Origin of the sequence: Thermosporothrix hazakensis (assembly GCF_003253565.1) — a bacterium.
GTDB classification, from domain to species: domain Bacteria; phylum Chloroflexota; class Ktedonobacteria; order Ktedonobacterales; family Ktedonobacteraceae; genus Thermosporothrix; species Thermosporothrix hazakensis.
The window spans coordinates 75,576-99,970 of record NZ_QKUF01000022.1; the positions used below are offsets into that span (position 1 = coordinate 75,576).

The 24,395-nt window shown below is 52.4% G+C and carries 24 protein-coding genes, 1 tRNA gene and 1 rRNA gene; 13 read left to right on the forward strand and 13 right to left on the reverse strand.

Annotated features, from left to right (window positions below):
* Window positions 1-3: 3 nt before the first annotated feature.
* From EI42_RS22995 to EI42_RS23005, 3 genes are all read right to left on the reverse strand, one after another.
* Window positions 4-933, reverse strand: coding sequence for a metallophosphoesterase family protein (locus EI42_RS22995; protein ID WP_111324989.1), 930 nt, complete (start codon window positions 931-933; stop codon window positions 4-6).
* 156 nt (window positions 934-1,089) lie between these two features.
* A complete protein-coding gene (locus EI42_RS23000) occupies window positions 1,090-1,788 on the reverse strand; it encodes a hypothetical protein (RefSeq protein WP_111324990.1) in 699 nt (232 codons plus the stop codon).
* A 224-nt stretch (window positions 1,789-2,012) separates the two neighbouring features.
* On the reverse strand, window positions 2,013-2,408 hold the full coding sequence (locus EI42_RS23005) for a response regulator (RefSeq protein ID WP_111324991.1): 396 nt from the start codon (window positions 2,406-2,408) through the stop codon (window positions 2,013-2,015).
* Between the two features lie 318 nt (window positions 2,409-2,726).
* On the opposite strand from EI42_RS23005, the gene EI42_RS23010 reads away from it, so the two are divergent.
* The 7 genes from EI42_RS23010 to EI42_RS23040 all read left to right on the forward strand — a co-directional run bounded on the left by EI42_RS23010 (window position 2,727) and on the right by EI42_RS23040 (window position 12,097).
* On the forward strand, window positions 2,727-5,552 hold the full coding sequence (locus EI42_RS23010) for a tetratricopeptide repeat protein (RefSeq protein WP_111324992.1): 2,826 nt from the start codon (window positions 2,727-2,729) through the stop codon (window positions 5,550-5,552).
* A 256-nt stretch (window positions 5,553-5,808) separates the two neighbouring features.
* Window positions 5,809-7,212: a CCA tRNA nucleotidyltransferase gene (locus EI42_RS23015; RefSeq protein ID WP_111324993.1), complete on the forward strand. Its 1,404-nt coding sequence runs from the start codon at window positions 5,809-5,811 to the stop codon at window positions 7,210-7,212.
* A gap of 93 nt (window positions 7,213-7,305) precedes the next feature.
* Window positions 7,306-8,070: a Nif3-like dinuclear metal center hexameric protein gene (locus EI42_RS23020; protein ID WP_111324994.1), complete on the forward strand. Its 765-nt coding sequence runs from the start codon at window positions 7,306-7,308 to the stop codon at window positions 8,068-8,070.
* Between the two features lie 15 nt (window positions 8,071-8,085).
* The gene (locus EI42_RS23025; RefSeq protein ID WP_111324995.1) at window positions 8,086-8,502 is read left to right on the forward strand and encodes a hypothetical protein; all 417 of its coding nucleotides are present in this window, start codon (window positions 8,086-8,088) and stop codon (window positions 8,500-8,502) included.
* 128 nt (window positions 8,503-8,630) lie between these two features.
* Window positions 8,631-9,431, forward strand: coding sequence for a sulfite exporter TauE/SafE family protein (locus tag EI42_RS23030; protein WP_111324996.1), 801 nt, complete (start codon window positions 8,631-8,633; stop codon window positions 9,429-9,431).
* A 104-nt stretch (window positions 9,432-9,535) separates the two neighbouring features.
* Window positions 9,536-11,029 (forward strand): MFS transporter, encoded by a 1,494-nt coding sequence (locus tag EI42_RS23035; RefSeq protein WP_111324997.1) that lies wholly within the window; start codon window positions 9,536-9,538, stop codon window positions 11,027-11,029.
* A gap of 228 nt (window positions 11,030-11,257) precedes the next feature.
* The gene (locus tag EI42_RS23040; RefSeq protein ID WP_111324998.1) at window positions 11,258-12,097 is read left to right on the forward strand and encodes a PP2C family serine/threonine-protein phosphatase; all 840 of its coding nucleotides are present in this window, start codon (window positions 11,258-11,260) and stop codon (window positions 12,095-12,097) included.
* A gap of 26 nt (window positions 12,098-12,123) precedes the next feature.
* Here the strand turns inward: EI42_RS23040 and queA are convergent, their stop codons facing one another.
* Entirely contained in the window at window positions 12,124-13,212 is a 1,089-nt protein-coding gene (queA, locus tag EI42_RS23045) for a tRNA preQ1(34) S-adenosylmethionine ribosyltransferase-isomerase QueA (RefSeq protein ID WP_111325014.1), read from the reverse strand.
* A gap of 2 nt (window positions 13,213-13,214) precedes the next feature.
* Window positions 13,215-14,246: a Holliday junction branch migration DNA helicase RuvB gene (gene ruvB / locus EI42_RS23050; protein WP_111324999.1), complete on the reverse strand. Its 1,032-nt coding sequence runs from the start codon at window positions 14,244-14,246 to the stop codon at window positions 13,215-13,217.
* A gap of 530 nt (window positions 14,247-14,776) precedes the next feature.
* Between ruvB and EI42_RS23055 the strand changes: the two genes are divergently transcribed.
* Window positions 14,777-17,977: an efflux RND transporter permease subunit gene (locus EI42_RS23055; RefSeq protein WP_111325000.1), complete on the forward strand. Its 3,201-nt coding sequence runs from the start codon at window positions 14,777-14,779 to the stop codon at window positions 17,975-17,977.
* Window positions 17,978-18,045: 68 nt separating this feature from the next.
* Here EI42_RS23055 and EI42_RS23060 read toward each other — a convergent pair whose 3' ends face one another.
* Both EI42_RS23060 and EI42_RS23065 read right to left on the reverse strand, forming a co-directional pair.
* Window positions 18,046-18,648 carry a 5-(carboxyamino)imidazole ribonucleotide mutase gene (locus tag EI42_RS23060; protein ID WP_111325001.1) on the reverse strand — a complete coding sequence of 201 codons (603 nt, stop codon included), beginning with the start codon at window positions 18,646-18,648 and terminating at the stop codon, window positions 18,046-18,048.
* A gap of 7 nt (window positions 18,649-18,655) precedes the next feature.
* Complete coding sequence (locus EI42_RS23065; RefSeq protein WP_211326319.1) at window positions 18,656-19,819, reverse strand: 5-(carboxyamino)imidazole ribonucleotide synthase; 1,164 nt, start codon at window positions 19,817-19,819, stop codon at window positions 18,656-18,658.
* A 166-nt stretch (window positions 19,820-19,985) separates the two neighbouring features.
* Between EI42_RS23065 and EI42_RS23070 the strand changes: the two genes are divergently transcribed.
* The 3 genes from EI42_RS23070 to EI42_RS23080 are packed head-to-tail and all read left to right on the forward strand — an operon-like array spanning window position 19,986 to window position 20,777.
* Entirely contained in the window at window positions 19,986-20,207 is a 222-nt protein-coding gene (locus EI42_RS23070) for a carboxymuconolactone decarboxylase family protein (RefSeq protein WP_111325002.1), read from the forward strand.
* Window positions 20,208-20,225: 18 nt separating this feature from the next.
* A complete protein-coding gene (locus tag EI42_RS23075) occupies window positions 20,226-20,516 on the forward strand; it encodes a carboxymuconolactone decarboxylase family protein (RefSeq protein ID WP_137686139.1) in 291 nt (96 codons plus the stop codon).
* 12 nt (window positions 20,517-20,528) lie between these two features.
* Window positions 20,529-20,777, forward strand: coding sequence for a hypothetical protein (locus EI42_RS23080; protein WP_111325004.1), 249 nt, complete (start codon window positions 20,529-20,531; stop codon window positions 20,775-20,777).
* A gap of 61 nt (window positions 20,778-20,838) precedes the next feature.
* On the opposite strand, the gene EI42_RS23085 is transcribed toward EI42_RS23080, so the two are convergent.
* From EI42_RS23085 to EI42_RS23100, 3 genes are all read right to left on the reverse strand, one after another.
* On the reverse strand, window positions 20,839-21,090 hold the full coding sequence (locus EI42_RS23085) for a YtxH domain-containing protein (RefSeq protein ID WP_111325005.1): 252 nt from the start codon (window positions 21,088-21,090) through the stop codon (window positions 20,839-20,841).
* A 493-nt stretch (window positions 21,091-21,583) separates the two neighbouring features.
* Window positions 21,584-21,967, reverse strand: a complete 384-nt coding sequence (locus tag EI42_RS23090; protein ID WP_137686140.1) for a response regulator — start codon at window positions 21,965-21,967, stop codon at window positions 21,584-21,586.
* A 412-nt stretch (window positions 21,968-22,379) separates the two neighbouring features.
* Window positions 22,380-22,451, reverse strand: a tRNA-Lys gene (locus EI42_RS23100).
* Window positions 22,452-22,636: 185 nt separating this feature from the next.
* Here EI42_RS23100 and EI42_RS23105 point away from each other — a divergent pair.
* Window positions 22,637-23,140 carry a nucleotide triphosphate diphosphatase NUDT15 gene (locus tag EI42_RS23105; protein ID WP_111325008.1) on the forward strand — a complete coding sequence of 168 codons (504 nt, stop codon included), beginning with the start codon at window positions 22,637-22,639 and terminating at the stop codon, window positions 23,138-23,140.
* Between the two features lie 75 nt (window positions 23,141-23,215).
* Here the strand turns inward: EI42_RS23105 and EI42_RS34975 are convergent, their stop codons facing one another.
* From EI42_RS34975 to EI42_RS23115, 3 genes are all read right to left on the reverse strand, one after another.
* Window positions 23,216-23,275 (reverse strand): hypothetical protein, encoded by a 60-nt coding sequence (locus EI42_RS34975; RefSeq protein ID WP_371859999.1) that lies wholly within the window; start codon window positions 23,273-23,275, stop codon window positions 23,216-23,218.
* Between the two features lie 2 nt (window positions 23,276-23,277).
* A complete protein-coding gene (locus tag EI42_RS33990) occupies window positions 23,278-23,466 on the reverse strand; it encodes a hypothetical protein (RefSeq protein WP_111325009.1) in 189 nt (62 codons plus the stop codon).
* 69 nt (window positions 23,467-23,535) lie between these two features.
* On the reverse strand, window positions 23,536-23,862 hold the full coding sequence (locus EI42_RS23115) for a hypothetical protein (protein WP_111325010.1): 327 nt from the start codon (window positions 23,860-23,862) through the stop codon (window positions 23,536-23,538).
* A gap of 278 nt (window positions 23,863-24,140) precedes the next feature.
* Between EI42_RS23115 and rrf the strand changes: the two genes are divergently transcribed.
* Window positions 24,141-24,257: ribosomal RNA gene (gene rrf / locus EI42_RS23120) — 5S ribosomal RNA — on the forward strand.
* Window positions 24,258-24,395 lie beyond the last annotated feature (138 nt).

The following is a 24,395-nucleotide window of genomic DNA, read 5'->3' on the forward strand; positions in this document are numbered from 1 at the left end:
TCCTCAAAAAGAGACCAGCCATTCCTTGAGCCAGCATTTGCTGAAGTGATCGCGCACCCGGATTACCGCCCGATCCCGATAGATCTGAAACTGGAACGACGGAATAACGTGCGGTTCATCCGGTGTATAGATCAACGTCTCTCCATCAAAGCGAGTCGCGCCATGCGTGCCCGTATACCAGGGCGACATCAGATTCACAAAGCCCACATGACGCTTTCCAAGCCGTTCAGTACAGACAATTCCCGGCGCTTCCCAACCGGTATGGGTATGTCCACTGATAAAAAGCCGAACGTTATCATGCAGCGCAAGAATATTCCGCACGGCCTGTGAGTTTTCGGGAGAGAAGAAGTTTTGCAGCGAGTTATAGTCACGATGGCGCTCAGGATCGCGATCTCGTACAGTATTACGCAACGGACAATGTAAGAAGATCAGGGCCGGCTTCTCTGCGTATTCATGCAGCGTGTGATCCAGAAAAGCCAGTGTCTCGGGCATAACATAGGCATACATGGGATCATCGCCTGCGGTGGGATCGGGATAATCGAGCATAATACAGATTACCTCGCCGACCTGCCAGCAATAGCGAGGGGACTTTTCCCAGACGTGCTCAAAGGTTTCCAGATGCTGTGTGGCAAAGCCTTGCGCCGAATCATAGTACTCATGATTGCCAATCCCGGGATAAAAAGGAATATCGCCCATCTGCTCCAGAATACGCGTTTTTGCCAGTTCGTGGTTTTCTCGCAACCATGTATCAACCACATCGCCAGGTGAGACACAGAAGGCGGGCTTTCCCTCTTCTTTCCAGAGCGCTTGAAGATCATCATACATAAGTTGAAAGCGAGGCGTCTGAACCTTCTCCCAGGCGGGATGAGCCCGATAGTGCATATCGCCAATGCCCCAGAAAGAGAGCAACACATCCTGTTCTTTTGCTGTCATAGCACCATCTTCCTTTTGAAAAAATGAAAATACCGGACAAACAGTGTCCTGACACAAGCATACCCTGTTTCATGCAGAAAGAGAACCGGTGCGTGCCGCAAACGAAAAAAACCTGGCATCCTTCCAGCGGGAGTCAGGTTTTATACAGGGACGGTGCTAGCGTGCTTTGAACGTCTTCCCATCATTATAAAAGATGATCTGCTGATTCTGGATATGAACAAGCAAATCTGGCTTACCATCACCATCTACATCTTTTACCTCTCCGGTAACCGGTGTCAAATCCTGTCCATCACCAAGCAGAATCGGCCCGGGGAAAATACGTACTTTCGACGGATCTCCACCGGGAATCTCAACAACCTGAATGTGTCGATCCAGATTTAAAAAGATAAAGTGGGTTGGCTTCTCTTTACTATCTTCATGTCCAACGACAGCATCGAGATGCGAAGTACGAGGACGTCCATAATGAAGATCATCCTGATAGAGTTGCCACCAGGAAAAGACAACATTCAACAACATAAATAGTACTATAGTCATAATTCCGCCGACGAGAATAAGCAGCAGCGGACTAATCCTGCGCTTACGGGCGGGGCGCTTTCCAGGGGCGCTCTGCGGCAATTCATCATCATCCAGATCGATTGTTTCCTGCTGAAGGCCGCGTGAACGTCTGCGATATACTATTCCTGGATCATCTGTTGTATCCCGGGAAGGGGGGGCATACGCCTTATAGCGGCGCGTGCTGGTCGGTCGGCGCGTCTCGAAAAGCGCGTCATCAAAAAAGGTAGCCTCTCCTCCATTTTCTTCGATGACATCGCTTCCGAGCGGTCGTGATTTGCGGCGAACCTGAGATGAATCCATAACCGGTTCGTCCTCCTTTCTAGCATCCCGATAGAAAAGTTAGAACAAAATTTCTATATAATAGTATACCAGAACAGGGGAGCCAGTCAAGTAAGGAAACGAGAAAACAGGCAGAGAAACAACAGAGAGGCAAGTTGAACGGACGCTTGAGTTCAACTTACCTCTCTGTACGATGCGAGGCGGGATCAGAACGACACAGGATAAAAAGAGAAAACAGATATTGGTTACGCCGATGCGGCAGTCAGACCAATGCATGCGTTTACTGCCGAAAGAATGGTATGGGTCGTAAATGGTTTGGAAAGATAGGTATGAACACCTGCCAGACGCGCCTTAAGGCGGTCAACGACGCCATTGTGGCGGGTCAACATCATGATCGGGGTACGACTCAGTGCGGGTTTTGACTTCAAGTAACGGGCTACCTCATATCCGTTCATCTTGGGGAGATCAATATCCAGGATAATGAGATCGGGCAGGCGGTCTAATTGCTCGGTCGTTAAGGCACGCAGGGCTTCTACCCCATCGGGAAACGAAATAACACGAAATCCGGCTCGCCTCAAACAAACTTCCACGATTTTCCGAACCGTCGGAGAATCGTCTATAATCATCACAGACTTGTTCATAGGTTCAAATCCCCTCTGAACTTAATACATACTCTTATGCCCCATGTAAACGAGTAAACCTTTTTGACTATGTGCTCCATACATAATTATGCATACACCAAACAATCTGTTACAATGACAACTATACGACAACTATCCAACAACTTTGCACTTCAACAGAGTTTGCGTCATACTTAATCATAGAGAGACCAGGAATCCGGTTAAGGCACAATCAACCCAGACTGGAACGAATGTCAGAAAGAATGTCGCTCTACATCATCATCTTGTAGGATAAAAGCATGCACAGTCGCATATGTATGGTTATCAAGGTAAAAGGGCATGAAACAGAATCAGCGCTTAAGACGGGAACGCGAGCTACGGGGATGGTCTCAGGCAAAAGTCGCGCAAGAAATCGGAACTGATCCAGCCACAGTAAGTCGATGGGAACGCGGGCTTTCCTTTCCTTATCCTTATTTCCGGGAACGCCTCTGTGCTCTTTTTGGAAAAAACGCTGAAGAACTGGGTCTCGTTCAGGAAGAGAACAGCGACCAGGAACCTCCTTCCTCTCCCCCGATGACAGACACCTACATTTTTGATCCAGCAATTCCGCTTCCAACCACGATAGGAGGCGGCCTGATTGGACGTGACGCGTTGCTTCAGCAAACCAGAGATCGCCTCTGTCAGAGCAACGCAGCGGCCCTTGCCGCTTTGAACGGGCTCCCTGGTGTGGGCAAAACGTCTCTCGCGATTCAGCTTGCCCACGATCCTGCGATTCAGGAGCATTTCACTGACGGCATCCTCTGGGCAGGCCTCGGCCCTTCTCCCGATATCGTCAGTCATCTGGTGCGCTGGGGCAATCTGCTAGGCATTCAGGCAGAAGAGGTCAAAGAGCAGGAGAGCGCTCATGGTTGGGCCGAGGCGCTCCGCTTCGCAATTGGAACGCGCCGCATGCTCATTGTGATTGACGACGCCTGGGAACTGGAAAACGCTCTTGCCTGCAAAGTAGGGGGACCACAGTGCGCCTTCCTGCTTACGACGCGCTTTCCACATATCGCGCTCCATTTCGCCAGCGATGGCGCAACGCTGGTAAATGAGCTGGCGGAAGCTGAGGGCTTACAACTGCTTGAGCGGCTGGCACCCTCTATTGTACAGGATCACCGACCGATGGCCTGTGAGCTGGTGCGTTCTGTTGGTGGACTTCCTCTTGCGCTCACGCTGATCGGGAAATATCTGCGTGTCCAATCGCATAGCCGTCAGCCCCGACGCATCCTCGCGGCAATTGAACATCTTCACCATGCCCGTGCCCGTTTACAGCTCAGTGAGCCACGCGCCCCGGTTGACCGCCATACCAGCCTCGCGCATAATATCCCGGTCTCCCTCCAATCGGTTATCAACGTGAGTGACCAATTGCTCGATGCCCAGGCGCGGCAGGCGCTCCGCGACCTCTCGGTTTTTCCGCCCAAACCAAATAGTTTCACCGAAGAGGCCGCCATTGCCGTGTGCAACACACCGCGTGAGATCCTGGATACCCTGAGCGATGCTGGTCTGCTTGAGAGTAGCGCCCCCGGACGCTATACCCTGCACCAAACCATTGCCGATTACGCCCATCTCCACCTGCATGATGGGCGGGTCTACGAGCGCTTCGTGCACTACTATGTCGAGTATATGGAGCAGCATCAGAAAGACTATACCATCCTCTCGCTTGAACAGAACAATATCAATGCGGCGCTGCAAACGGCACATGAGCGAAACTTAGATGTTGCGTTTCTGCGTGGGGTCAAGGCATATCAACACTTTCTGCTCGCGCGGAGCTTCTATCGGCAGCTTGAACACTACGTCGAGCAGGCATACCAGATCGCCACTGCTCGGAACTGGCAGGCTGATAGCGCAACGATGCTTGCCTATAAGGGAGAAATTGCCCAGAAATGCGGCGACTATCAGAGCGCTGAACTGGCTCTACAGGAGGGGCTCCATCTGGCCCGCCAATCACAGGACGAGCGGCTTGTCATCTCGCTGCTGAGCGCTATCGGGGACCTCTTCTGTCGCAAAGGCGATTATGCACAGGCTGAACGCTATCTGCAAGAGGGCCTGCAACAAGCAGATCGTCAGCACGCCAGCATTGAGATGGCAGAGCTGTTACGCTCACTGGGCACGCTGGCCCTCAATCGCTTTGATTATGAACAGGCCGAACGCTACCTCCATCGCAGCCTTGATATCAGCTATCACCTGAATAACTTTGAGCTGATTATTACCTTGCTCAATAAATTGATGATCATCGACGGAGATAGAGGCAACTATCAGCAGGCAGAAAGCAACGGCAAAAAGGCACTTGAGTTGGCCCGCAAGCAGGATAATAACGAGAAAGTGGCCTACCTTTTCAACAATCTTGGCTGGCTCTCCTGCTTACGCGGCAATGGGGCACAGGCACAGGCCTATTTCAGCGAAGGGCTGGCGCTTGCTCAACAATACGGTTTGATCGACTATATCCCCCTCTTTCACTTGAATCTGGGTGATGTCGCCTATGATTATGGAAACGACACCGAGGCGTATACCTTCTATCAGGAGGGTATCACGCTGGCCCGCCAGATCCATCAACGGCGCTGGACAACAACGCTGCTGACCCACCTCAGCATACTTTTGAGTAATCAACGTCGGTTTCCACAAGCTCTTGAAGCGCTTCAAGAGGCGGAACACCTTGTCAGACATCTGCCAGATAACAAAGATGTGCTCTGCGAATATCAGCTTGGCTGGGGCGTCTTCCACCTGCGGCAGGGAGACTATGAGCAAGCCGAACAGTATCTACAGGTTGGCCTGGAGATCGCACGGCAGACCAACACCCATCGTTTCCTGGCAGATATGCTTGCCATGCAGGGTGAACTCTACCTGAAACAGCAGCGACTTGAGCAGGCAAGCAACAGTTTCCAGGAGATGCTTGAGCGCACACCGGCAGGGAATCGTCTGCTCCTGGCCCGGGCTCATTATGGTCTGGCCCGGGTGGCTGCACTCAAAGGGGAATACGCTCAGGCATATCAGGCAGGAAAAGAGGTCCTGGCAACCTTTGCCAGCAAAAAGCATCGTCTACTGAAAGAGGCAAAGCAGTGGATACAAACGCTTCCAGCAATAGAAGAAACACAAGAAAACGCCGACGCGATACCAAAACAGTAAGCGCTCCCCCTTTAAAGGACCCATACGAACATGATACAATAGTCCCATTGTAGACTCAGAGGACTTTGATACTACATCGTCTGATAGAATACCCTTCTTCTGCTTCTTTTACGAAGGAAGGCGTCCTCCTGTCTGGCGCGGCACAAGCTTCCCCGGATCCAATGGGATAGATTGCCGCCCCGTCAGAGTCTGTCTGAAGAAGGATCAGGCACACACGAACAAAAAAACACTCAGCACTTTTCTGTAGATTTTTAGCATGCTAGATATCATCATCAGGCTGGCGCAAGATTTCCGTGCTCAGCAAAAACAACTCTATATGGTAGGAGGAACGGTTCGCGATGTCTTGCTTCATCGCGGAAAGTCCGCTGATGCCGATCTGGCTACCGATGCCCGCCCCGAGGAGATCAAGCGCCTGGTACAACCGACCAATCCAAGCGCGGTGATCCTGGTTGGTGAGCGCTTTGGCACCGTACGCCTTCACTATGGCAGCGGCGAGCACATCAGCATTATAGAGATTACGACCTTCCGTAGTGAACGCTACAATCCAGAATCGCGTAAGCCCGAAGTGTGTTTTGGCACAAGTCTGGAAGATGACCTGCTACGCCGCGACTTTACCATTAACGCACTGGCTTGCGACCCTCTGAATGGACATATCATCGATCCCTTTAATGGCAGACGCGATCTAGAGGATCATATTTTGCGAGCCGTTGGCAACGAACCAGACAAACGCTTCGATGAAGACCCGCTCCGCCTGTTGCGTGCGGTGCGCTTCGCCGCGCAGCTCAACTTCAGCATTGAACCGGAAACCTGGCACTCCATTAAACGGCAAGCCTCTAAACTGCAAAAAATCAGCCGTGAACGCGTTCGAGACGAGATGAACAAGCTTCTGCTCTCAACGCATCCCGCGAAGGGGATTGAGCTGCTGGTGGAATCAGGATTGATGGAGTACATCATTCCCGAGGCGCTGGAACTGCGTGGAGTTAGCCAGCAGCAGCAAACCCGCGTACCGGCTTCTAAGGATGTCTTCGCCCATGTTGTGCGCGTTGTAGAGCGTTCTTCTCCACGCCTCGTCACCCGATGGAGCGCATTACTCCACGATATTGCGAAACCCCGGACCAAAACGGTTGAAGATAATAAGGTTCATTTCTACGGTCACGAGGATCTGGGGGCCCATATGGCTCGGGAGATTCTCAAGCGCCTGCACTTTGACCGGGACTTTATCGACAGCGTTTCACGGATCGTGCGTCTACATATGCGAGCCAATGCCTATACTTCTGATTGGACAGATGGAGCGGTTCGCCGCTTGATGCTCGATGCTGGTGACGATCTGCCCGATCTCTTAGATCTTTCCCGGGCCGATATCACTAGCTATCGCGTCGACAAAGTTGCGAAAGCAGCCGCGCGAGTCGCTGAACTTGGCGAACGCTGTCAGCAACTCAAAGAAGAGGCCGAGCGGGTGCCACTGAAAAGCCCTCTTGACGGTAATGAACTGATGGCTCTCTTCAAGCGTGGCCCCGGTCCCTGGCTTCGTCCAATTAAGGAGCATTTACTGAGTCTGGTCATTGATGGTCAACTCGCTCCTGACGACAAAGAGGAAGCCGCCAGAATAGCCAGGGCCTATGTTGCCAGCGAGCACCAGGAACAAGTCAACAAAGAGTAGAAGAGCACCCCAGGCGGGTGCTCTTCCCCCCTCTCAAACCAGAGAACAGCAAGCAGGGTTTGTCCAGAGGAATATTTGTGCCGGGAGAGAGAAATGAATGTGTTGCGAGATGACATCGTACAATTTATCAACAACTATTTAAATATAGATGCGTTCCGTGATTACTGTCCAAATGGTATGCAGGTAATTGGTCGCACGTCGGTGCAACGCGTCGCGCTCGGCGTCAGCGCAAACCTTGAATGTTTTCGCCAGGCGGTAGCCGGTGAGGCAGATATGCTTATCGTGCATCACGGCCTCTTCTGGGAAAATATGCCGCGGGAAATCGGGGCAATGATGAAGGGCAGGCTGAAGCTTCTCTTTGATAACGATATCACCTTGCTTGGCTACCACCTTCCCCTGGATGCACACCCTGAAATTGGCAACAACGTCCTCTGGCTTCGTGAGCTTGGTTTTGAGGTAGAGGGCATCACAATCGGGAATGCACGCGGGAAGATGATTGGGGCCATCGGCACTGCCCCCAGGCGCATCACCCGTCGTGACCTGATCGAGCAAGTCGCCGCCATTGCTGGTGCAAAACCGCTTGTCTACGCCTATGGCCCGCAAACTATTCGTCGGTTGGGCGTTATCACTGGCGGCGGCGAGGGCTATCTGCTTGAGGCAATTGCTCGCGGCTGCGATACCTTTCTGACAGGCGAGGTAGGCGAGCCGACCGAATCCTACGCCCGCGAAGAAGGTGTGAATTTTATCGCCGCAGGCCATTATAATTCGGAGAAGATCGGTATCCAGGCCCTGGGGGAACTTCTCAAACAGCATTTTCCAGTAGAAACATTCTTCTGCGACGTACCGAACGCAATCTAGGGAGATAGATGAATCATGGCAAACCAGAATACATCCAACAAAGCCACAACCGGCAAGAAACGGCAAAAGGGAACGCGTCCACAAATTGGTGGGAGCGCAGTTCCCGGAGCACGGTCAACACAGCCCAAGCAGATGCCCACATCCAACAATCCGCAAGAACAGCAACTGGCGAGCTATAACCGCGAAATGCGCCGCCGTATGGAAAAGATCGGGGCCGGTCCAGCAGCTGAAGAGAACCGCCTTGAGAAAATGCGCGAAAAACGTAAGCGCAAGCTGGACCTCAAGAAGCAACGCGCCGCTGAAGAGCAGGAGCGTCTGAGACGGCAGCTTGCCCCCAAACGAGCGAGACTTGACCGCAAAGTCTACTACTTTATCTTTGGCACGCTGCTTCTGATCGTCCTGATCATTGTCCTCTTCCTCTTGTTCAAATAAGCAGCCCAGGGGCCTCCCTCTCGGGAGGCTCTTTCTTCTGTTTCGCCACATTCAACAAGCGCCACAAAATAGTGATATACTCAAAATGAGAGTAAAGTGAGTAGCTCTAACCAGAAAGAGGTTTCTGCATGACCTTTCTTGATGCGCTTGTCCTTTTTCTGGCGGCGGTTATGGGAGGCACTTTGAACGCGGTTGCAGGGGGAGGGAGCTTCTTCTGTTTTCCAGCCCTGATTTTTACCGGGATTCCTCCCATTCAAGCCAACGCCACAAACACAGTTGCGCTCTGGCCCGCCTCCATTGCAAGCGCGAGCGCCTATCGACACGAACTCAAAAAACAGTCGCTGGTCGCCTTGCTGTTATTGCCGGGATCCAGTCTCATTGGAGGCATTCTAGGCGCTCAGCTTCTTCTGGGCACTTCACAGGCCACCTTTACCCAACTGGTTCCTTATCTGTTGTTGCTGGCAACACTGCTCTTCGCGGTTAGCCCCCCGCTCACACGCCTGCTGCGCAAACGGAGAGAGGAGACGCAGACAGAGTCGACTGGCATCCAAAAGCATGGAATCGCCGCTCTGGTACTCGTTGCTTTTGCCCAGTTGCTTATTTCGATCTATGGTGGCTTTTTCGGCGGCGGCATCGGCATTATGATGTTAGCGACCCTCTCGCTGATGGGTATGGACAACATCCACGAAATGAATGGTATCAAGACGGTTCTGACTATCATTATCAATGGAGCCGCAGTTGTGCTCTTCATTCTCCGGGGAGCCGTCGTCTGGCCGCAAGCGCTGCTGATGATTCTTGGCTCAATCATCGGAGGCTACGCCGGAGCTTATTATGCCCGCAAAATTGATCCAAAGTATGTTCGTATTTTTGTGATCTGTATTGGCCTCGGCCTGAGCGCATACTTCTTTATCCGGCAGCTAAGCGCCTGAGCAAGAGCCTCCGGTTACGAAAAGCTGACAGCGGGTGTAATATATGGAGAGTTATTGATCTATCCATATACGCATACATATACATACATTAAAAGGAAAGAGGTATGACGCAGAAACAGAACACTCTAGAAGCAACCATCGAATCACTTTCCAGGCAACCAGAGACCCCCCCTAACAAATGGGCCGTCCTCATCATTAATTCCGTCGGCGTCTTTATGGCAACGCTTGACTCCTCAATCGTCAACATCAGCCTCCCTAAAATAGCTGAAAATTTCCATGTACCGATGAATGGCGCAATCCAGTGGGTCATTATCGCGTATCTGGTCGCAGCAACTGCTATCCTCCTGACTGCCGGGCGACTTGCCGATATGTTTGGACGCAAAACAGTCTGGCTGGCAGGCCTGATTATCTTTACAGGTGGTTCAGCTCTCTGTGGTCTCGCGCCCTCGCTTGGCTTCCTGATTGCAGCCCGTATCCTGCAAGGCTTTGGCGGCTCACTCGTGATGGCCGTTGGTCCCGCTCTTCTCACGGGCGCCTTTCCGCCACAAGAACGGGGGCGAGCGCTCGGCTTGAACGCCATTACGGTCTCGCTCGGTGTCAGCATTGGCCCGACGCTCGGCGGCTTTATCACAGCGTACTGGACCTGGCGTTGGATCTTCTTTATCAATCTACCAATTGGTATCCTTGGTCTTCTGGCAACCCTGCGTATTTTGAAAGAGACGACACCACGCAAAGAGAGCCAGTTTGATCCGCTCGGGGCAATCCTGCTGGCTGTAGGGATGGCATCGCTAACCGGAGGCCTCTCTTTCGGGCAGGATATCGGATGGAGTTCGCCAGTGCTGATCTCCATTTTTGTGCTTGCGGCCATTGCCCTGCTTGCCCTGCCGCTGGTCGAGACCCGCGTTGCGAATCCGATCATCGATTTTTCTCTATTCCGTAATCGCGTCTTTTTCTCGGCTAATATCAGCCTGATTCTCAGTTCAATGGCGCTCTTTGTGGTAAGCTTCATGCTCCCCTTCTACCTTGAGGAGCTGCGTGGCATTCCGACGCAGAACGCCGGTCTTCTGCTAACTCCGTTGCCGATCACAATCGCATGTGTTGCGCCTTTCAGTGGCGCTCTGGCCGATAAAATCGGGACTCGCTGGCTGGCTGCGGGTGGTCTGGCAATCGCCTGTATCGGTCTGATCTGTATAGGGCAGTTAAACGAGAAGAGCTCTATTCCAGACATCATCTGGCGCCTGATGCTGACCGGCTTTGGGCAGGCGCTCTTCCAATCCCCTAATAGCAGCGCCCTGATGGGTTCAGCTCCCTCCAACCGCCAGGGAATCGCTTCCGGCTTCCTTGCCACCGCACGCACGATGGGGCAAAGTATCAGCGTTGCTCTCTCAGGGACCATTTTTGCGACATTGGGGGGCGCTGCCGCCGGTCATATGCTTCAAGTGCAACAACTGACAGCAACACAGCAAGCAGAGCAGCAACATATCTTTACACATAGCTTCCAGATTGCCTTTATCGTCTGTGCAGTGATCGCTGCAATCGGTGTCTTTACTTCTCTGGTACGTGGTAAGGAAGAGAGACGGCAAAGAGCAGCCGCCTGATTGATAGGTTACCGAGGCAGAGATGTTTCGTCCTATAAGTGACACACCATCTCTGCCCCTCTTCAATACCAGGCAAACAAACCGCCTGATCAGAAGCGTGATGCCATACAGCAGAGAGCGTTATGCACCAGTACAATGGGAAAGAGAGACGGGGGGCTTGCATCAACCATCATCTGATAGTATGGTGGTTGCACACGAAATGATAACAATGATGAAGGAGTCAGCTCGTTGAACAGTGCATCCTCGCAATCATCGCTCGCAACATACCGCTGGTCTGGCAGTGCAAAGTTATATCTGGATACGCCAGCTATTTCAACCTGTGAACAGGTCGTCGTCGGTTGCTATGGCGGCAACACAAAAGCAGGAGCACAGAAGAACGAAGATGGAGCTCTGGTCTGGTGCGACAAAGAGCAGAACTGGGAGTTTGCTCTGATTGTTGATGCCCACTACACACCACAAAGCGCCGATCTGCTCCTTGATGCTATCGAAAGCATTCAACCGGCCATTGTAGAAGCATTAACGCAACCGATCTCAACCGCTTTTTTCTCACTCCAACAGCATATTGTCACGCTGCTTGGTTCACCGGCATTTCTCAAGCGCTGTCGAGAGGTTATCGGCGAAGCCTCATGTCTTTTCTGTGCCCGCAAAGATCGCTTTCTCTGGTGGTTGAATATCGGGGACTGTGTGCTTTACCTGCTCCATCCTGAACTGGCCTATATGGGACAGATTCCCCTGAATCAGCGAAGCTTTTTTGAATGGGTAGGCCGAACCAACACGTTTGAGCTTCCTGTCCCCTGTTTTTCCTCAGGCATTAAAGAGCTGCGGTTTGGCTGGAACCGTATCCTGCTGGTGACTGATGGCCTGCTGGAATATGGCTCACGGCCCTATGATAACCCTTTTCGGCTCTATCAGGCCTTTACCGACAGGCAAGAGGTACGCGAAACGAATCTCAGCGCGCTGGTTCAGCATGCGCTCAAGCGAGTTCATAAGGAGAAAGGGCGGGATAGCGCAACCATTATTGTCTGGGATTATTACAATCGCCAGGGGGCTACGTACTCCGCGCCCTAGAAAGCAGGTTTTGAGCCGTAGAAGCTCTAGAGAATCAGCATCGCATCGCCAAAACTGAAGAAGCGATAGCGCTCCTGGATCGCTTCCTGATAGACCGTCTCCATCAGGTCTTTACCCATAAACGCGCTGATTAAGAGCAGGAGGGTTGAGCGAGGCAGGTGGAAGTTCGTAATCATCGCGTCCACGGCTTTGAAGCGGTAGCCCGGCGTGATAAAAAGGTTGGTATGCCCATGATACGGGACGATTTTTCCATCGCCGACCGCCGCCACGCTTTCAAGCACGCGAACAGACGTTGTGCCAACCGCGACAACACGCCCACCGGCTTTCTGCGTCTCGTTGATCAACGCAGCGGTCGCCTCATCGAGGTCAATTTCTTCGCTGTGCATCTTATGATCTTTGACACTCTCGGTCTCGACTGGACGGAATGTATCCAGGCCGACATGGAGCGTTACAAAGCCAACGCGGACCCCCTGTGCCTGCAAGCGCTCAAGCAGTTGTGGCGTGAAGTGCAACCCGGCTGTAGGAGCAGCGGCAGAACCGCGAATTCGAGCATAGACGGTCTGATAGCGCTCCGGGTCCTGGAGCGTCTCATGAATATAGGGAGGAAGTGGCATATGACCAAGAGCCTCAATCGCCTGTTTGACGTCGAGCAGGCGATAGGGATCATCGCTTTGTAGCTCGGTCTGGTTCGGGATAAAGAGACGCACGATCCGGCCACCGGTCTCTGTGCGTTCCAGAATCTCGGCTTCCAGGCGGGTGGTCTGCTTTTCATCCTCAAAAAGGACACGTGCGCCCTCACGCAAGCGGCGTCCAGGACGTACCAGAGCTTCCCACACATCTCGACCCCGGTCCGGGCGCTCGGTCAGCAGCAGGATCTCGACAGCGCCACCGGTTTCGGCACGCTTGCCAAGCAGACGGGCCGGGATAACACGGCTCTGATTGGCGATCAGCAGATCACCGGGCCGTAGAAATTCGCCGATATCCCGGAAATGTCGATGCGCCAGAGCCCGGGTTTCGCGATTCACGACCAGGAGGCGCGAGGAGTCCCGCGGCTCGACAGGTGTTTGTGCGATTAGCTCTGGCGGAAGGTCATAATCAAAATCGCTGATTTTCAAGTCTAGGTTGTTGTCCACAGTGTCGATCGCCCCTCTGTTTCCGGCGGATGAATTTTCAGATGCTCATAGGCTGCACGCATCGCGACACGACCACGAGGAGTCCGAGCAATAAAGCCCAGCTGCAACAAATAGGGCTCATAGACGTCCTCGATCGTCTCAGCATCTTCACTGGTACTGGCCGCCAGCGTATCCAGGCCGACAGGACCACCGTTAAATTTCTTGATAATCGTCAGCAGCATATTGCGGTCGGTCTGATCAAGTCCCAGTTCATCTACCTCCAGAGCATCCAGCGCCTTCTGGGCCACTTCTTTCGTAATGGTCCCGTTCGCTTTCACCTGTGCATAATCGCGTACACGCTTAAGCAAGCGATTGACAATACGAGGAGTTCCGCGAGCACGCCGGGCAATCTCGCTGATGCCGTCCTCTTCGGCGGGAACTTTCAGGATACTGGCAGAACGAAGGAGGATCTGTTTTAATGCCTCCGCGTCGTAATACTCAAGGCGGTAGATAGCTCCAAAGCGATCGCGCAAGGGAGCAGTCAGCGAGCCAACACGTGTCGTTGCGCCAACAACCGTGAAGCGAGGCAACGAGAGACGCAACGATCTGGCTCCGGGGCCCTTGCCTATCACCACGTCTATAGCGAAATCTTCCATTGCTGAATACAGCCGCTCTTCCACGGCACGCGCCAGGCGGTGAATCTCGTCAATAAAGAGCACCTCCCCGGGCTGTAACGAGGTCAGGATTGAGGCCAGATCACCAGCATGCTCAATCGCGGGCCCGGATGTGGTGCGCAGATTCACTCCCATTTCGGCGGCAATGATATTACAGAGCGTTGTTTTTCCCAGTCCCGGAGGCCCATACAACAGGATATGGTCCACGGGCTCATTACGACGCCGTGCCGCTTCGAGCAGGATATTGAGATTCTCTTTAATCTTCTCCTGCCCGATATATTCTTCCAGGTGGCGGGGTCGCAAACTGCCTTCAATAAATTGTTCATCGTCGGTTAGATGTGGTGATACAAGGCGGTCATCCATTGAATTCTCCACCGGTGAAACTAGTGTTCTATGCAGTCTGGCTTCATTATATCAGAGATAATGCAGCGAGTCGAGGGGACGGCTCAGATGCTCATGCCAGTATGTTTCCTCTCTTCCCCGATACATCCTATTCTCAAGCACGACTTTCAGCACCCAAAAATAGATCTAGAGACCCGTTTCACTTCCTCCATAAGTCCGTATACTGAAGCCATCTCATGCATTATCCACTATTGGTTATGAAGAGTATATGACTGTTGAGTCAACGAAGTTGAAAAACAACACTTGCGTCCTGATGGTCCTTCAGGGGCAGGAACCTTTAACCAAGCTTGCACAACGCTCGGTAGGAGGGCAGTAACCCGAAATCGTATCTGATACGCAATACAGTGTCTCTCTCAAAGAGACATTCTTTTCATTATGCAAACAATCGGTAAAAAAGACCGCTCCAACACACAATCTCTCCCTCAAAGACGAGGACCATTCATCCCATCATACTTTCTATGTGTAGAGGAAGGCGATAGAGGAGCTTTTGTATGTCTGTTTTCTCACGACTCAGTCTGGCGAACAGAGGGCTAGTCGCGCTCGCCACCATTGCGATCTTGCTTGTTGGTGGCTTTCTTATTCCTCAATTGAAACAGGAATTATTCCCGTCGCTGGACTTCCCGGCCATCACGATCGTTTCCACCTATGTGGGTGCCTCACCTGAAATCGTGGAGAAAGACGTGACTGAGCCGATCGAACGCACCCTGAAAGGGGCTCCTGGGATCACCTCACTGACCTCAACATCCAGTGAGAGTGTCTCAGTTGTGACCGCGAACTATGATTTCGGCACCGATCTTTCTCAGGCTCGCCAGCAGTTGAATGACCGTATCAATCAGATACAATCACAACTGCCAGAGGATGTAAAGCCAAGCCTGCAATCGTTCAACATCTCGGACCTGCCGGTAATGTACCTGTCCGTCTCTTCATCGCAGGATTCGCAGCAACTCGCGCTTGACCTCAAGCAGAAGGTTGTTCCCGAACTCCAGAGCATTCCAGATGTCGCACGGGTCGAAATAACCGGCATTCGCGAGCAGATTGTTACCATTACCCTGGATATGAAAAAACTTGCCGCGACCGGCATTTCTCAGGAACAGATCCAGGGCGCGTTACAGGCAAATAACCTGACCCTGCCCGCTGGAAGCCTGGATGCCAGTGGAAAATCTCTTCCGGTGCGCGTTGGCAATACATTCACATCAATCAATGATATCAAGAACATCATTGTTGGCGTGCGCGCTGCTCAGATGCCCCCGACAACCGGTATCCCCGGTCAGGAAAGCATTCCGGGCATGACAGGGACACAGATGCAAACGGCGCCAATCCCGGTAAAGCTGAGCGATGTCGCAACCGTCAAGCAGGAACTGGAGCCGTCAACCAGTATCACCCATACCAATGGCAAGCCAAGCATCGGTATCTCGATCACAAAATCGAATGCGGGTAATACGGTTGCCATCTCGCACGCCGTTCAGGATCGACTGAGCGACCTTGAGAAAAAGCTTGGCAACAATGCTCACTTTACTGTTACTTCCGATCAGACGCCATACATCGAGCAATCGATTGAAGGGCTTGTCCGTGAGGGCCTCATAGGCGCAGGCTTCGCGATCCTGGTCATTCTGGTCTTCCTGTTCTCGATCCGCTCAACCCTGGTTACGGCGGTCTCGATCCCGCTTTCGGTTGTGGTTGCGCTGATCGGCCTCTGGGCGGGCAACTACACGCTGAATATGTTAACGCTGGGTGGTCTGACCATCGCGATCGGACGCGTCGTTGACGACTCCATCGTTGTGCTTGAGAATATCTATCGCCACCTGCATCGCGGCGCAAACAAACAACAGGCCGTTCTGGACGGCGTCCGCGAGGTGGCAGGAGCAATCACAGCGTCAACATTGACAACCGTTGCCGTTTTCCTTCCATTGGGCTTTGTCAATGGAATGGTAGGCGTCCTCTTCCGCCCATTCGCGTTGACCGTCACCATCGCGCTGCTGGCCTCGCTGGTTGTCGCCCTGACCATTATCCCGGTTCTGGCATACTGGTTCCTGAAGGCTCCGAGCGCGAAACAGGCCGCGAAGGCAGAAGCAGCCCATGAGAAGCCGACCTTCCTGGAAAAAGGCTATACACCCTTGATTGCCTGGGTGACCAAACACCGCATTATCACCATTCTCGCGGCTATCGTGATCCTGGTTGGTTCGCTCTTCTCCGCTACATTTCTGAAGATCAATTTCTTTGATATGGGCGATCAGCACACCTTTATGGTACAGCAGGAATTCCCCTCAGGAACGGACCTGAACAAGGCCAGCCAGGAGGTGAAGCAGGTCGAAGATATTCTGGCCCGCACCAAAGGTATTAAGAATTATCAAGCAACGATCAGCTCAGGAAGCAATAGCATGGGCTTTCTGACAGGGGGTGGCGGTGGCGTTTCAGCCAGTATTGTCGTCACAACCGAAACCTCGGCCACAACAAAAGATGTTCAACAGGATGTGCAGAACCAGGTCAAGAAGCTGAACAATGCTGAAAAAATCACAGTCTCCGAAAGCAGCATGAGCGCCAGCACCAATACTATCAAAGTGCTGGTACAGTCGTCCGATAACAAGACGCTGGAAAAGGCCGCACAGCAGGTGCTGGATACCGTCTCAAAAACCAAGAACCTGAAAAACGTGAAGAGCGATCTGGCCGCCTCCGCGCCTCTGATCGACGTGCATGTTGACCCGCAAAAGGCCAGCATGTATGGCCTGACACCTGCTCAGGTCGGACAATACCTGCGTGCGATCTACACAGGAACCAGCGTCACAAAGGTTACGCTGAATAACACACAGCAGGATGTATACCTGAAACTGGGCACTCCGGCCAAAAGCCTGAATGAGCTCAAGAACACGATCCTGCCTACCAAGACGGGACAGGCGGTGAAGTTGAGCGACGTTGCCACCGTGGCCCAGCAAAATGGTCCCGCTCAGCTTCGCCACGATGGCGGTTCACGTACCGCAACCATCAGCGCTGACGTGGCAGGCGACAACCTGGCAGCGGTGAACAGCGAGCTCTCCGAGAGCCTGAAAAAGCTTGATCTGCCGGCAGGTACAACCTATAGCATTGGTGGTGTCACCCAGCAGCAGAACGAGTCATTCAGGAACATGGGTATCGCGATGCTCGTCGCAGTCCTGATTGTTTACCTGATTATGGTCGCGACCTTCCATAGTCTGGTACAGCCGCTGGTGCTGCTGGTCTCGATCCCATTCGCAGCTACAGGTTCGCTCCTGTTAATGCTGGCAACAGACACAACGCTTGATATCACGTCACTGATTGGTATGTTGATGCTGATTGGTATTGTGGTCACGAACGCGATCGTGCTGATAGACCGGGTAAATCAGTATCGCGCTCAGGGTATGAGTGCTCAGGAAGCCGTTATCAAGGGCGGCACAGAGCGCCTGCGCCCGATTCTGATGACCGCGATTGCAACCATTCTGGCTCTGGTGCCAATGGCGCTTGGCCTGAGCAGCGAGGGTGTTGTGCTCTCTCGCCCGCTAGCAATCGTCGTTATCGGTGGCCTGACAACCTCCACGATTCTGACCCTGTTAATCGTGCCGACGCTCTATGTGATGGTCGAGGGCGTCAAAGATCGGCTCAACAGAAAGCCCGCGGTGGCTGTGGCTCATGCTAATGGCGCGAAGCCCAGGGAGCCTGAAAAAACAGGTCCACTGCACTAAGCAAAGATGAAAAAGAGCTGCCTCGGAGCGTATCCCAGGCAGCTCTTTGCTGTTTTGTCTCTGTGTTCTCAATCGGAGAAGCCCTGTAGCTTCTGCTCAAGACCCTGATTCTGGCGCTGGACTTTTGCCTTTCGTTTCTCGGCATAAGCCTGTAAGCGTTCTTTAATTGCTGGATCAGCGATCGCCAGTTCCTTCGCGGCATGAATGGCAGCATTGACCGCTCCGGCATCGCCAATCGCCATGACGGCCACTGGAGCCCCTTCGGGCATCTGCACCATCGAAAGCAGCGCATCGACACCCTTTAGCGCTCCCAGATCACGTGGAACGCCAATCACCGGAAGATCCGCACGCAGATCGGCGATATTGCCGGGCAGATGAGCGGCCCCACCGGCACAGGCAATCACCACCTGAACCGAAGGAGGCAGGTTCTCGATATGGCGCACCATCGAGCGCAGATCGCGATGCACCGAATTGATCTGCACCAAACAGGGGATGCCAAACTCAAACCGGAGTGTATCCACCGCCTTCATCATCAGCGGAAGATCGGAATCACTCCCCATCGTCACCAGGACGCGAGGCTCGCCACGTGCGGCAGAACCTACCCCTTCAGCCGAAACCAGAACGCCGTGTTCTTCATTGAGCGCCGTAGAACGAATCACCTCATGTGACATATCGTCTTTATATCGAGAGCGCAGCCCTCGCCTCCTTTGCCTGTTCATACACATCTTGCAGATTATCGCCGACAACCGTAATATGTCCCATTTTCCGGTCTATCTTGGTCTCGCGCTTGCCATAAAGATGCACAAAGACGCGCTCGGCATCATATGGCTTGCTCCATCGGGGATCCGCCGGCCCGTTGCGCTCTCCCAGAATATTGATCATCACAGCAGCGGGATAGCGCATGGCTGTAGAACCCAACGAGAGATCAGTCACTGCACGAAGGTGTTGCTCAAACTGGGATGTTTCGCAAGCCTCAATGGTATAATGGCCCAGATTATGGGGACGAGGAGCGATCTCATTCAGCCAGATCTTGCCCTGTTTGTCCAGGAAAAATTCAATGCCAAAAATACCCACGCCTTCCAGATCAGCGATCGTTCGGCGGGCAATTTCCTGAACTTCCTGCTGGAAGGCGGGATCAATGGGAGCGGGAGCAAGAACAATGTGGCAAATATCACGGGCATGGATCATCTCAACGACGGGATGGGTTGCAATCTCACCTCGAACGTTACGAGCTACCATCACCCCGAGTTCCTTTTCCAGATCGAGACATTGTTCTACATAGAGCTCGCGATCACCCAGTTTTTGGAACGCCGCTTCAATATCATCCCGACTATTGATTCGCGCGTTGCCCCGTCCGTCATATGCGTCTTTCTTCGCTTTTAGAACCAGCGGAAAGCCCCAACGCTCGATAGCGATTTCCAGATCGGCAGGGGTATCAATGGAAAGAAAGGGAGCGACAGGAATACCGCGCTGTGAGAGAAACTCTTTCTGGCGATACTTGTTCTGAATAATCGCCAGAAGCGAGGGAGCAGGATAGAGCGTATACCCTTGTTTCTGAAGAGCGCTCAGCGCCTCTGTATTGATATGTTCGATCTCATAAGTGAGGATGTCGACACGTGCAGCCAACTGCTGCAAAGCAACCGGATCTTTCAAGCTTCCGACGAGCTGTTCAGCGACAGCAGAAGCAGGACTCTGCGGTGTGGGGTCCAGCACCACCAGCCCGGGGAACCCCATCTGCTGAGCGGCTTCGCCGAGCATCAGCCCCAGTTGCCCGCCGCCAACCACACCAATATGTGTAGAAGCAACGCGTTGTGCTTCTTGCGTACTCAGTGATTGTTTCACGGAACTTTGACTCCTTGAAGTATAAGGCTGCTTTCATTTTAGGCTGTCGTCAGGATATGTGTCAAACGGGATACCGCTTGCATAACCTTCTGATGCTCTCATAGAATAAGAGAGGGTGAAACGTTGGAGAGGTGGATCTATCATTGCAGAAGAAAGGCAAAAAGGGATGTCACGTATACCACCCCGAGAAGATATAGAGCTGACCATATCCGAGCAAGCCGGAAGCCAGACAATGGAGACACTCTTTCGCGTTATGGCGCACCGTCCAGAAATCATGCAGCCAGCCTTACAGCTTGTTGAGGCGGCCATGCGTTCTGGGACAGTGGAGCCACGCCTGAAAGAGTTGCTGGCAATTCGAGTTTCTCAGGTCAACCATTGCTCCTATTGAATGGCGGCTCATACTGCTTTGGCAAAGCAGTTAGGCGTTTCTGAAGAGCTTCTAGACGCTCTTTACCATATCGACCGCTATCATCACCTGTTCAGCGAACGAGAGTTGATAGCGCTCCGATATGCGGAGATTGTTACAACCAGTGCACGCGATGTGGATGAGGCTTTGTGGGATGAATTACAGGCGCATTTCGATGATGGAGAACTGGTCGAACTGACCAGCGTCATCGGAGCATTTAACTTTTTTAATCGCTTCGCCGATGCATTACAGATTCATCCGCCAGAGCAAACAGATCGCGCTACTTCATAAGGATGAATAGATATGGCTACAACAGACGAAAAATTTCGAGCCCTGCTCCAGGATTTACAGGAATTATCTAACTACCTCCACGGGCGTGGAGACAAAACACGGGCGCTTTCTCAGCAATTCGCGGCCAATGCACAGCGCGATGCCTCAAACCGCGAATTCGATCTGAACCAGTCCCGCATGCTGGACTATCAGCATCACATCTGGCACGAGATCGGCAATAAGGTTGATCAGCTTATCAAGCTCTACGAGAAGAATAACTGACAAAAACCACCTCAGGAGAGTGCTGCTAGAGCGCTCTCCTGAGGTCGGAACTGCTTTCTCCCTAGAGCTCACCGGAACGAGCACGCGTATAACGATCAGAGAGTTCGTTCTTGGTGCGAGAATACAGTTCTCGACCCTGTGCCAGAGCTTCTTGAGCGCGGGCCCGAATCTCATCGCTAAAGCCGCCCGAACGCAAAAGTACTCCTTGCTCGCTTAACTGTGCGCGGGTCTCCTCGCCGGATTGAGGAGCAAAGAGCAAGCCTAGAACAAAACCGAGGCCCAGGCCTACGAGCAAACCCCAGATGAACTTCATTCTCTCGTTCCTTCCTTTCCCTGCCTCTACGGCAGCCCTTCATAAAACGCTCTGCCTTGATTGGCGAATCTGATACACATCCTTCGCAGTCTCACAGAACTGCTGCACCACGTCTTTTTCAATAGCTGTAAGAGATATGAGCGCAGGACCTCATCCCTCTTTCCTGGCTCATGGTTCGCATTTCTCTGCCCCACACCTCGGAAACGGATCAGGCCGCTCTCAAAAATGAATACTGCTACAAGAATAACACAGAAGGGCGCCGTACAGACATTTTCTCAGGATCAATGACCGTTTTTCTTATTGCATTCCATGTACAGGAGCCTTTCGGGACTACTGTACCCCTCATCCTCAATGGCGGAGATGAGATAGAAGTATAGACTTCCTCCCCCTTCACATGGCTGGTAGCTATCTTTCTCGTCATAGACCATCCATGAAAGCGGGTGAAGCCCCCTCTGAAACATGCTCGTTTGTGCTTCAAGCAGGTTCGTGGTTGTTACTCTAGCAGTTCCTCAACCTTATCCAGAAGAACCTGCAACTCAAAAGGTTTCCGGAGCAGATAGACATTGCCAAAGCGTTGAGGGTCGCTCTCAATGAGGCTTGCCACTTCATCGGCTTCCAGTACCGCGGCAGTATAAACAATCACCGGGATATCAGCCGTTACAGGGTCGCTTTTCACTTGCTTAAGCACATCCTGCCCGGAAATATCACCGAGCTTGAGGTCCAGAATCAAGAGATCAGGCAACTGATTCTTGACCCGTGAAAAAGCATCCTTACCCTCTTGCAAGATGGAAACCTGGTACTGCTCATCTTCCAGTACCCGACGCATGAGATGAAGCAGTTCATTTCTGTCGTCAACAACAAGTATCCGTTTTGTCACATCCAATCGGTGCAGTCAACGGGTAAAACCCGTCACACACTCACCGCCTCCTAGTGCAAACGCACCCCTAACCACTTTGTTTCGTGTTTTTGAGGCACGGTAACAACATTCAACAAGAGAACTGCACGTGAAGTACTATATCATGTCCCGGTAAACGTAGCAAGCTGTAGAGGCAAGAACCGGTTTACCGGTACGCTTTTTCCCTGGGAGAAAGATGACGAAACCCTTTTCTCTATCTATACGATTCAACCGAAGTTCAGGTATACCTTCTCTTCGGTTCATTCTCAGCAACGCTTGCATAAGCCGAACCACTTCTACAAGCCAAAAACCGTACATGAAAAAAAGGCACCAGATCCGTTCCTTTGGTTGGTCTGGTGGGAGACCGATCGTAATATCGGTATAAAAAAAGAAATGCGCGTGGTGGGACTCGAACCCACGGCAGCCCGATTAAAAGTCGGGTACTCTACCACTGAGTTACACGCGCATTGTTGAACCGATGCTATTGTAGCGTATTTTGAGGGAAGATGCAATAGGTTACCCCCCCAATTTCCGCCTGCTTTTTTCTGAGCATTATATTCACCCCCATCTATACATCAGTACAACGCTCCCCCTTCACCAATCGTGTGAGCTATAAGCGGTAAAAAGTCAGGAAAGGGGATACATCAAACAATGGCAGAACAATCTCAAGAGAAAAAGGTGCTGGCAGGCGTCGCCGTGTTGGTGAAAAATGGTGGTCGTGTCCTGCTCAATAAGCGCCACAATGTTCATGGCGCTGGAACCTGGGGACCAATCGCGGGACATCAGGAGTTCGGCGAGTCCTTTGAAGATTGCGCAAAACGCGAGACGAAGGAAGAAGCCGGTATCACAATTGACGACGTTGCTTTTCGCGTGATCACCAATGATGTCTTCGAGGCCGAACAAAAACACTATGTGACTGTCTTGTTCGACGCAAACTATGTCTCAGGCGAACTAAAAGTTGGCGCGCCAGAAGAAGAGTCCGACATTGGCTGGTTCTCCTGGGACTCGCTCCCGGAACCACTCTTCCTCCCATTACAGCATCTTCTCAATGGCGAGACCTACCCGTCACAAACCACACGCCAAAAGCTTGGCGAGGCCATTGAGATAGATACCAAACCATCAAACTGGGAAACGAGCCCCACAAAAACCGACTAACAGAGTTGTACATGCTCATCCGGTCAGAGCTTGATAGAAACGGATCTTATCGGCTCTGGCCGGTAGCTCCGCGATCTATGCGTCTCCAAACTCGACAATCATCCATGTGCCACCTGTGCCCTTCGCAACATCCATCGTCAGAAAGCGGCTCGGCTGGGCTTGCGCAACAGCGCAAATGGTGGCCGCTCTTCCTTTGGATACACTTCCTCGTTCCAGTAGTAGGCCCGGACAAGCGCTGCTTCCTCCAGAAAAAAAATGCGGTACTCCCTGGCCAGGGAACTTCCATGCTTCACGGGCTCAAAATGGACAAATTCGCGGAAAATCACACCACCATAGAGATCTTTTCCCCTGAAGCACTAGAAAGCGGCGTACGACCTGTTCTACGGCCGCTCTATCTATGGCAGAGGGAATATAACAGGCTCATCCCACTCATGCTTGCGCGACCTGACATAATCTTTCATGATTAACGGCGTATCACCAAAGTGACTGACCACCTCCTGTATCTCTGCCGTAGGATAATCAGGGGGAAGCCAGAGCATTGCCGGAGTCAATGGCTTAATCGAGCGATAATATTCGGGAAGCATATGGCAGAAGCGGTAGGCAACGGGCGAGGTGACCAGCCGCAGTCCCTTTTCTAACAACAGGCCGCAATGTTCCGGCCAGAGCATCCACCCACGATAGGCAGCAGGCTCTTTGTCTCCTACCTCCTGAACCAGGCGCACAGCCCGCTAAGGTCGCTCCTGACGTGTTAATGCATCGACGTCCGGTAGAGAGGGGTTTCCTTTCAATGTCCATACAATCTCGACTTCTTCTTCATATGCAGGATCAGGTTTCCTCCTGTCTCAGTAGTCAACACAAAACAGTATTTGCAAAGCTTCCTGCCCTTCTCAAGCCAGAACTCAAAACCATTTTGAAAACATCACCGAAAAAGTGTTGACAAACTTTCCGGCCCATGCTATTATACTCCCTGTCAACGAAAGCCGCCTGTATGTACAGGTGGTGCGGTGATTATCGCGAAAGGGTTCCACCCGTTCCCATCCCGAACACGGTAGTTAAGCCTTTCAGCTCCGACGATACTTGGCGGGCAGCTGCCTGGGAAAATAGGACATTGCCGCTCCACCTGTCCACACGGGCGGTTCTTCTTTTCTCTCTCTCAAGCTACCTGCTCTCTGCTTGCTTCCCTCCATCCTTGCTTACTTTTCCCGCTCATTCGGCTCTGGATACAAGAAGCGAACCCTTTTACGCTTCGCTTCCT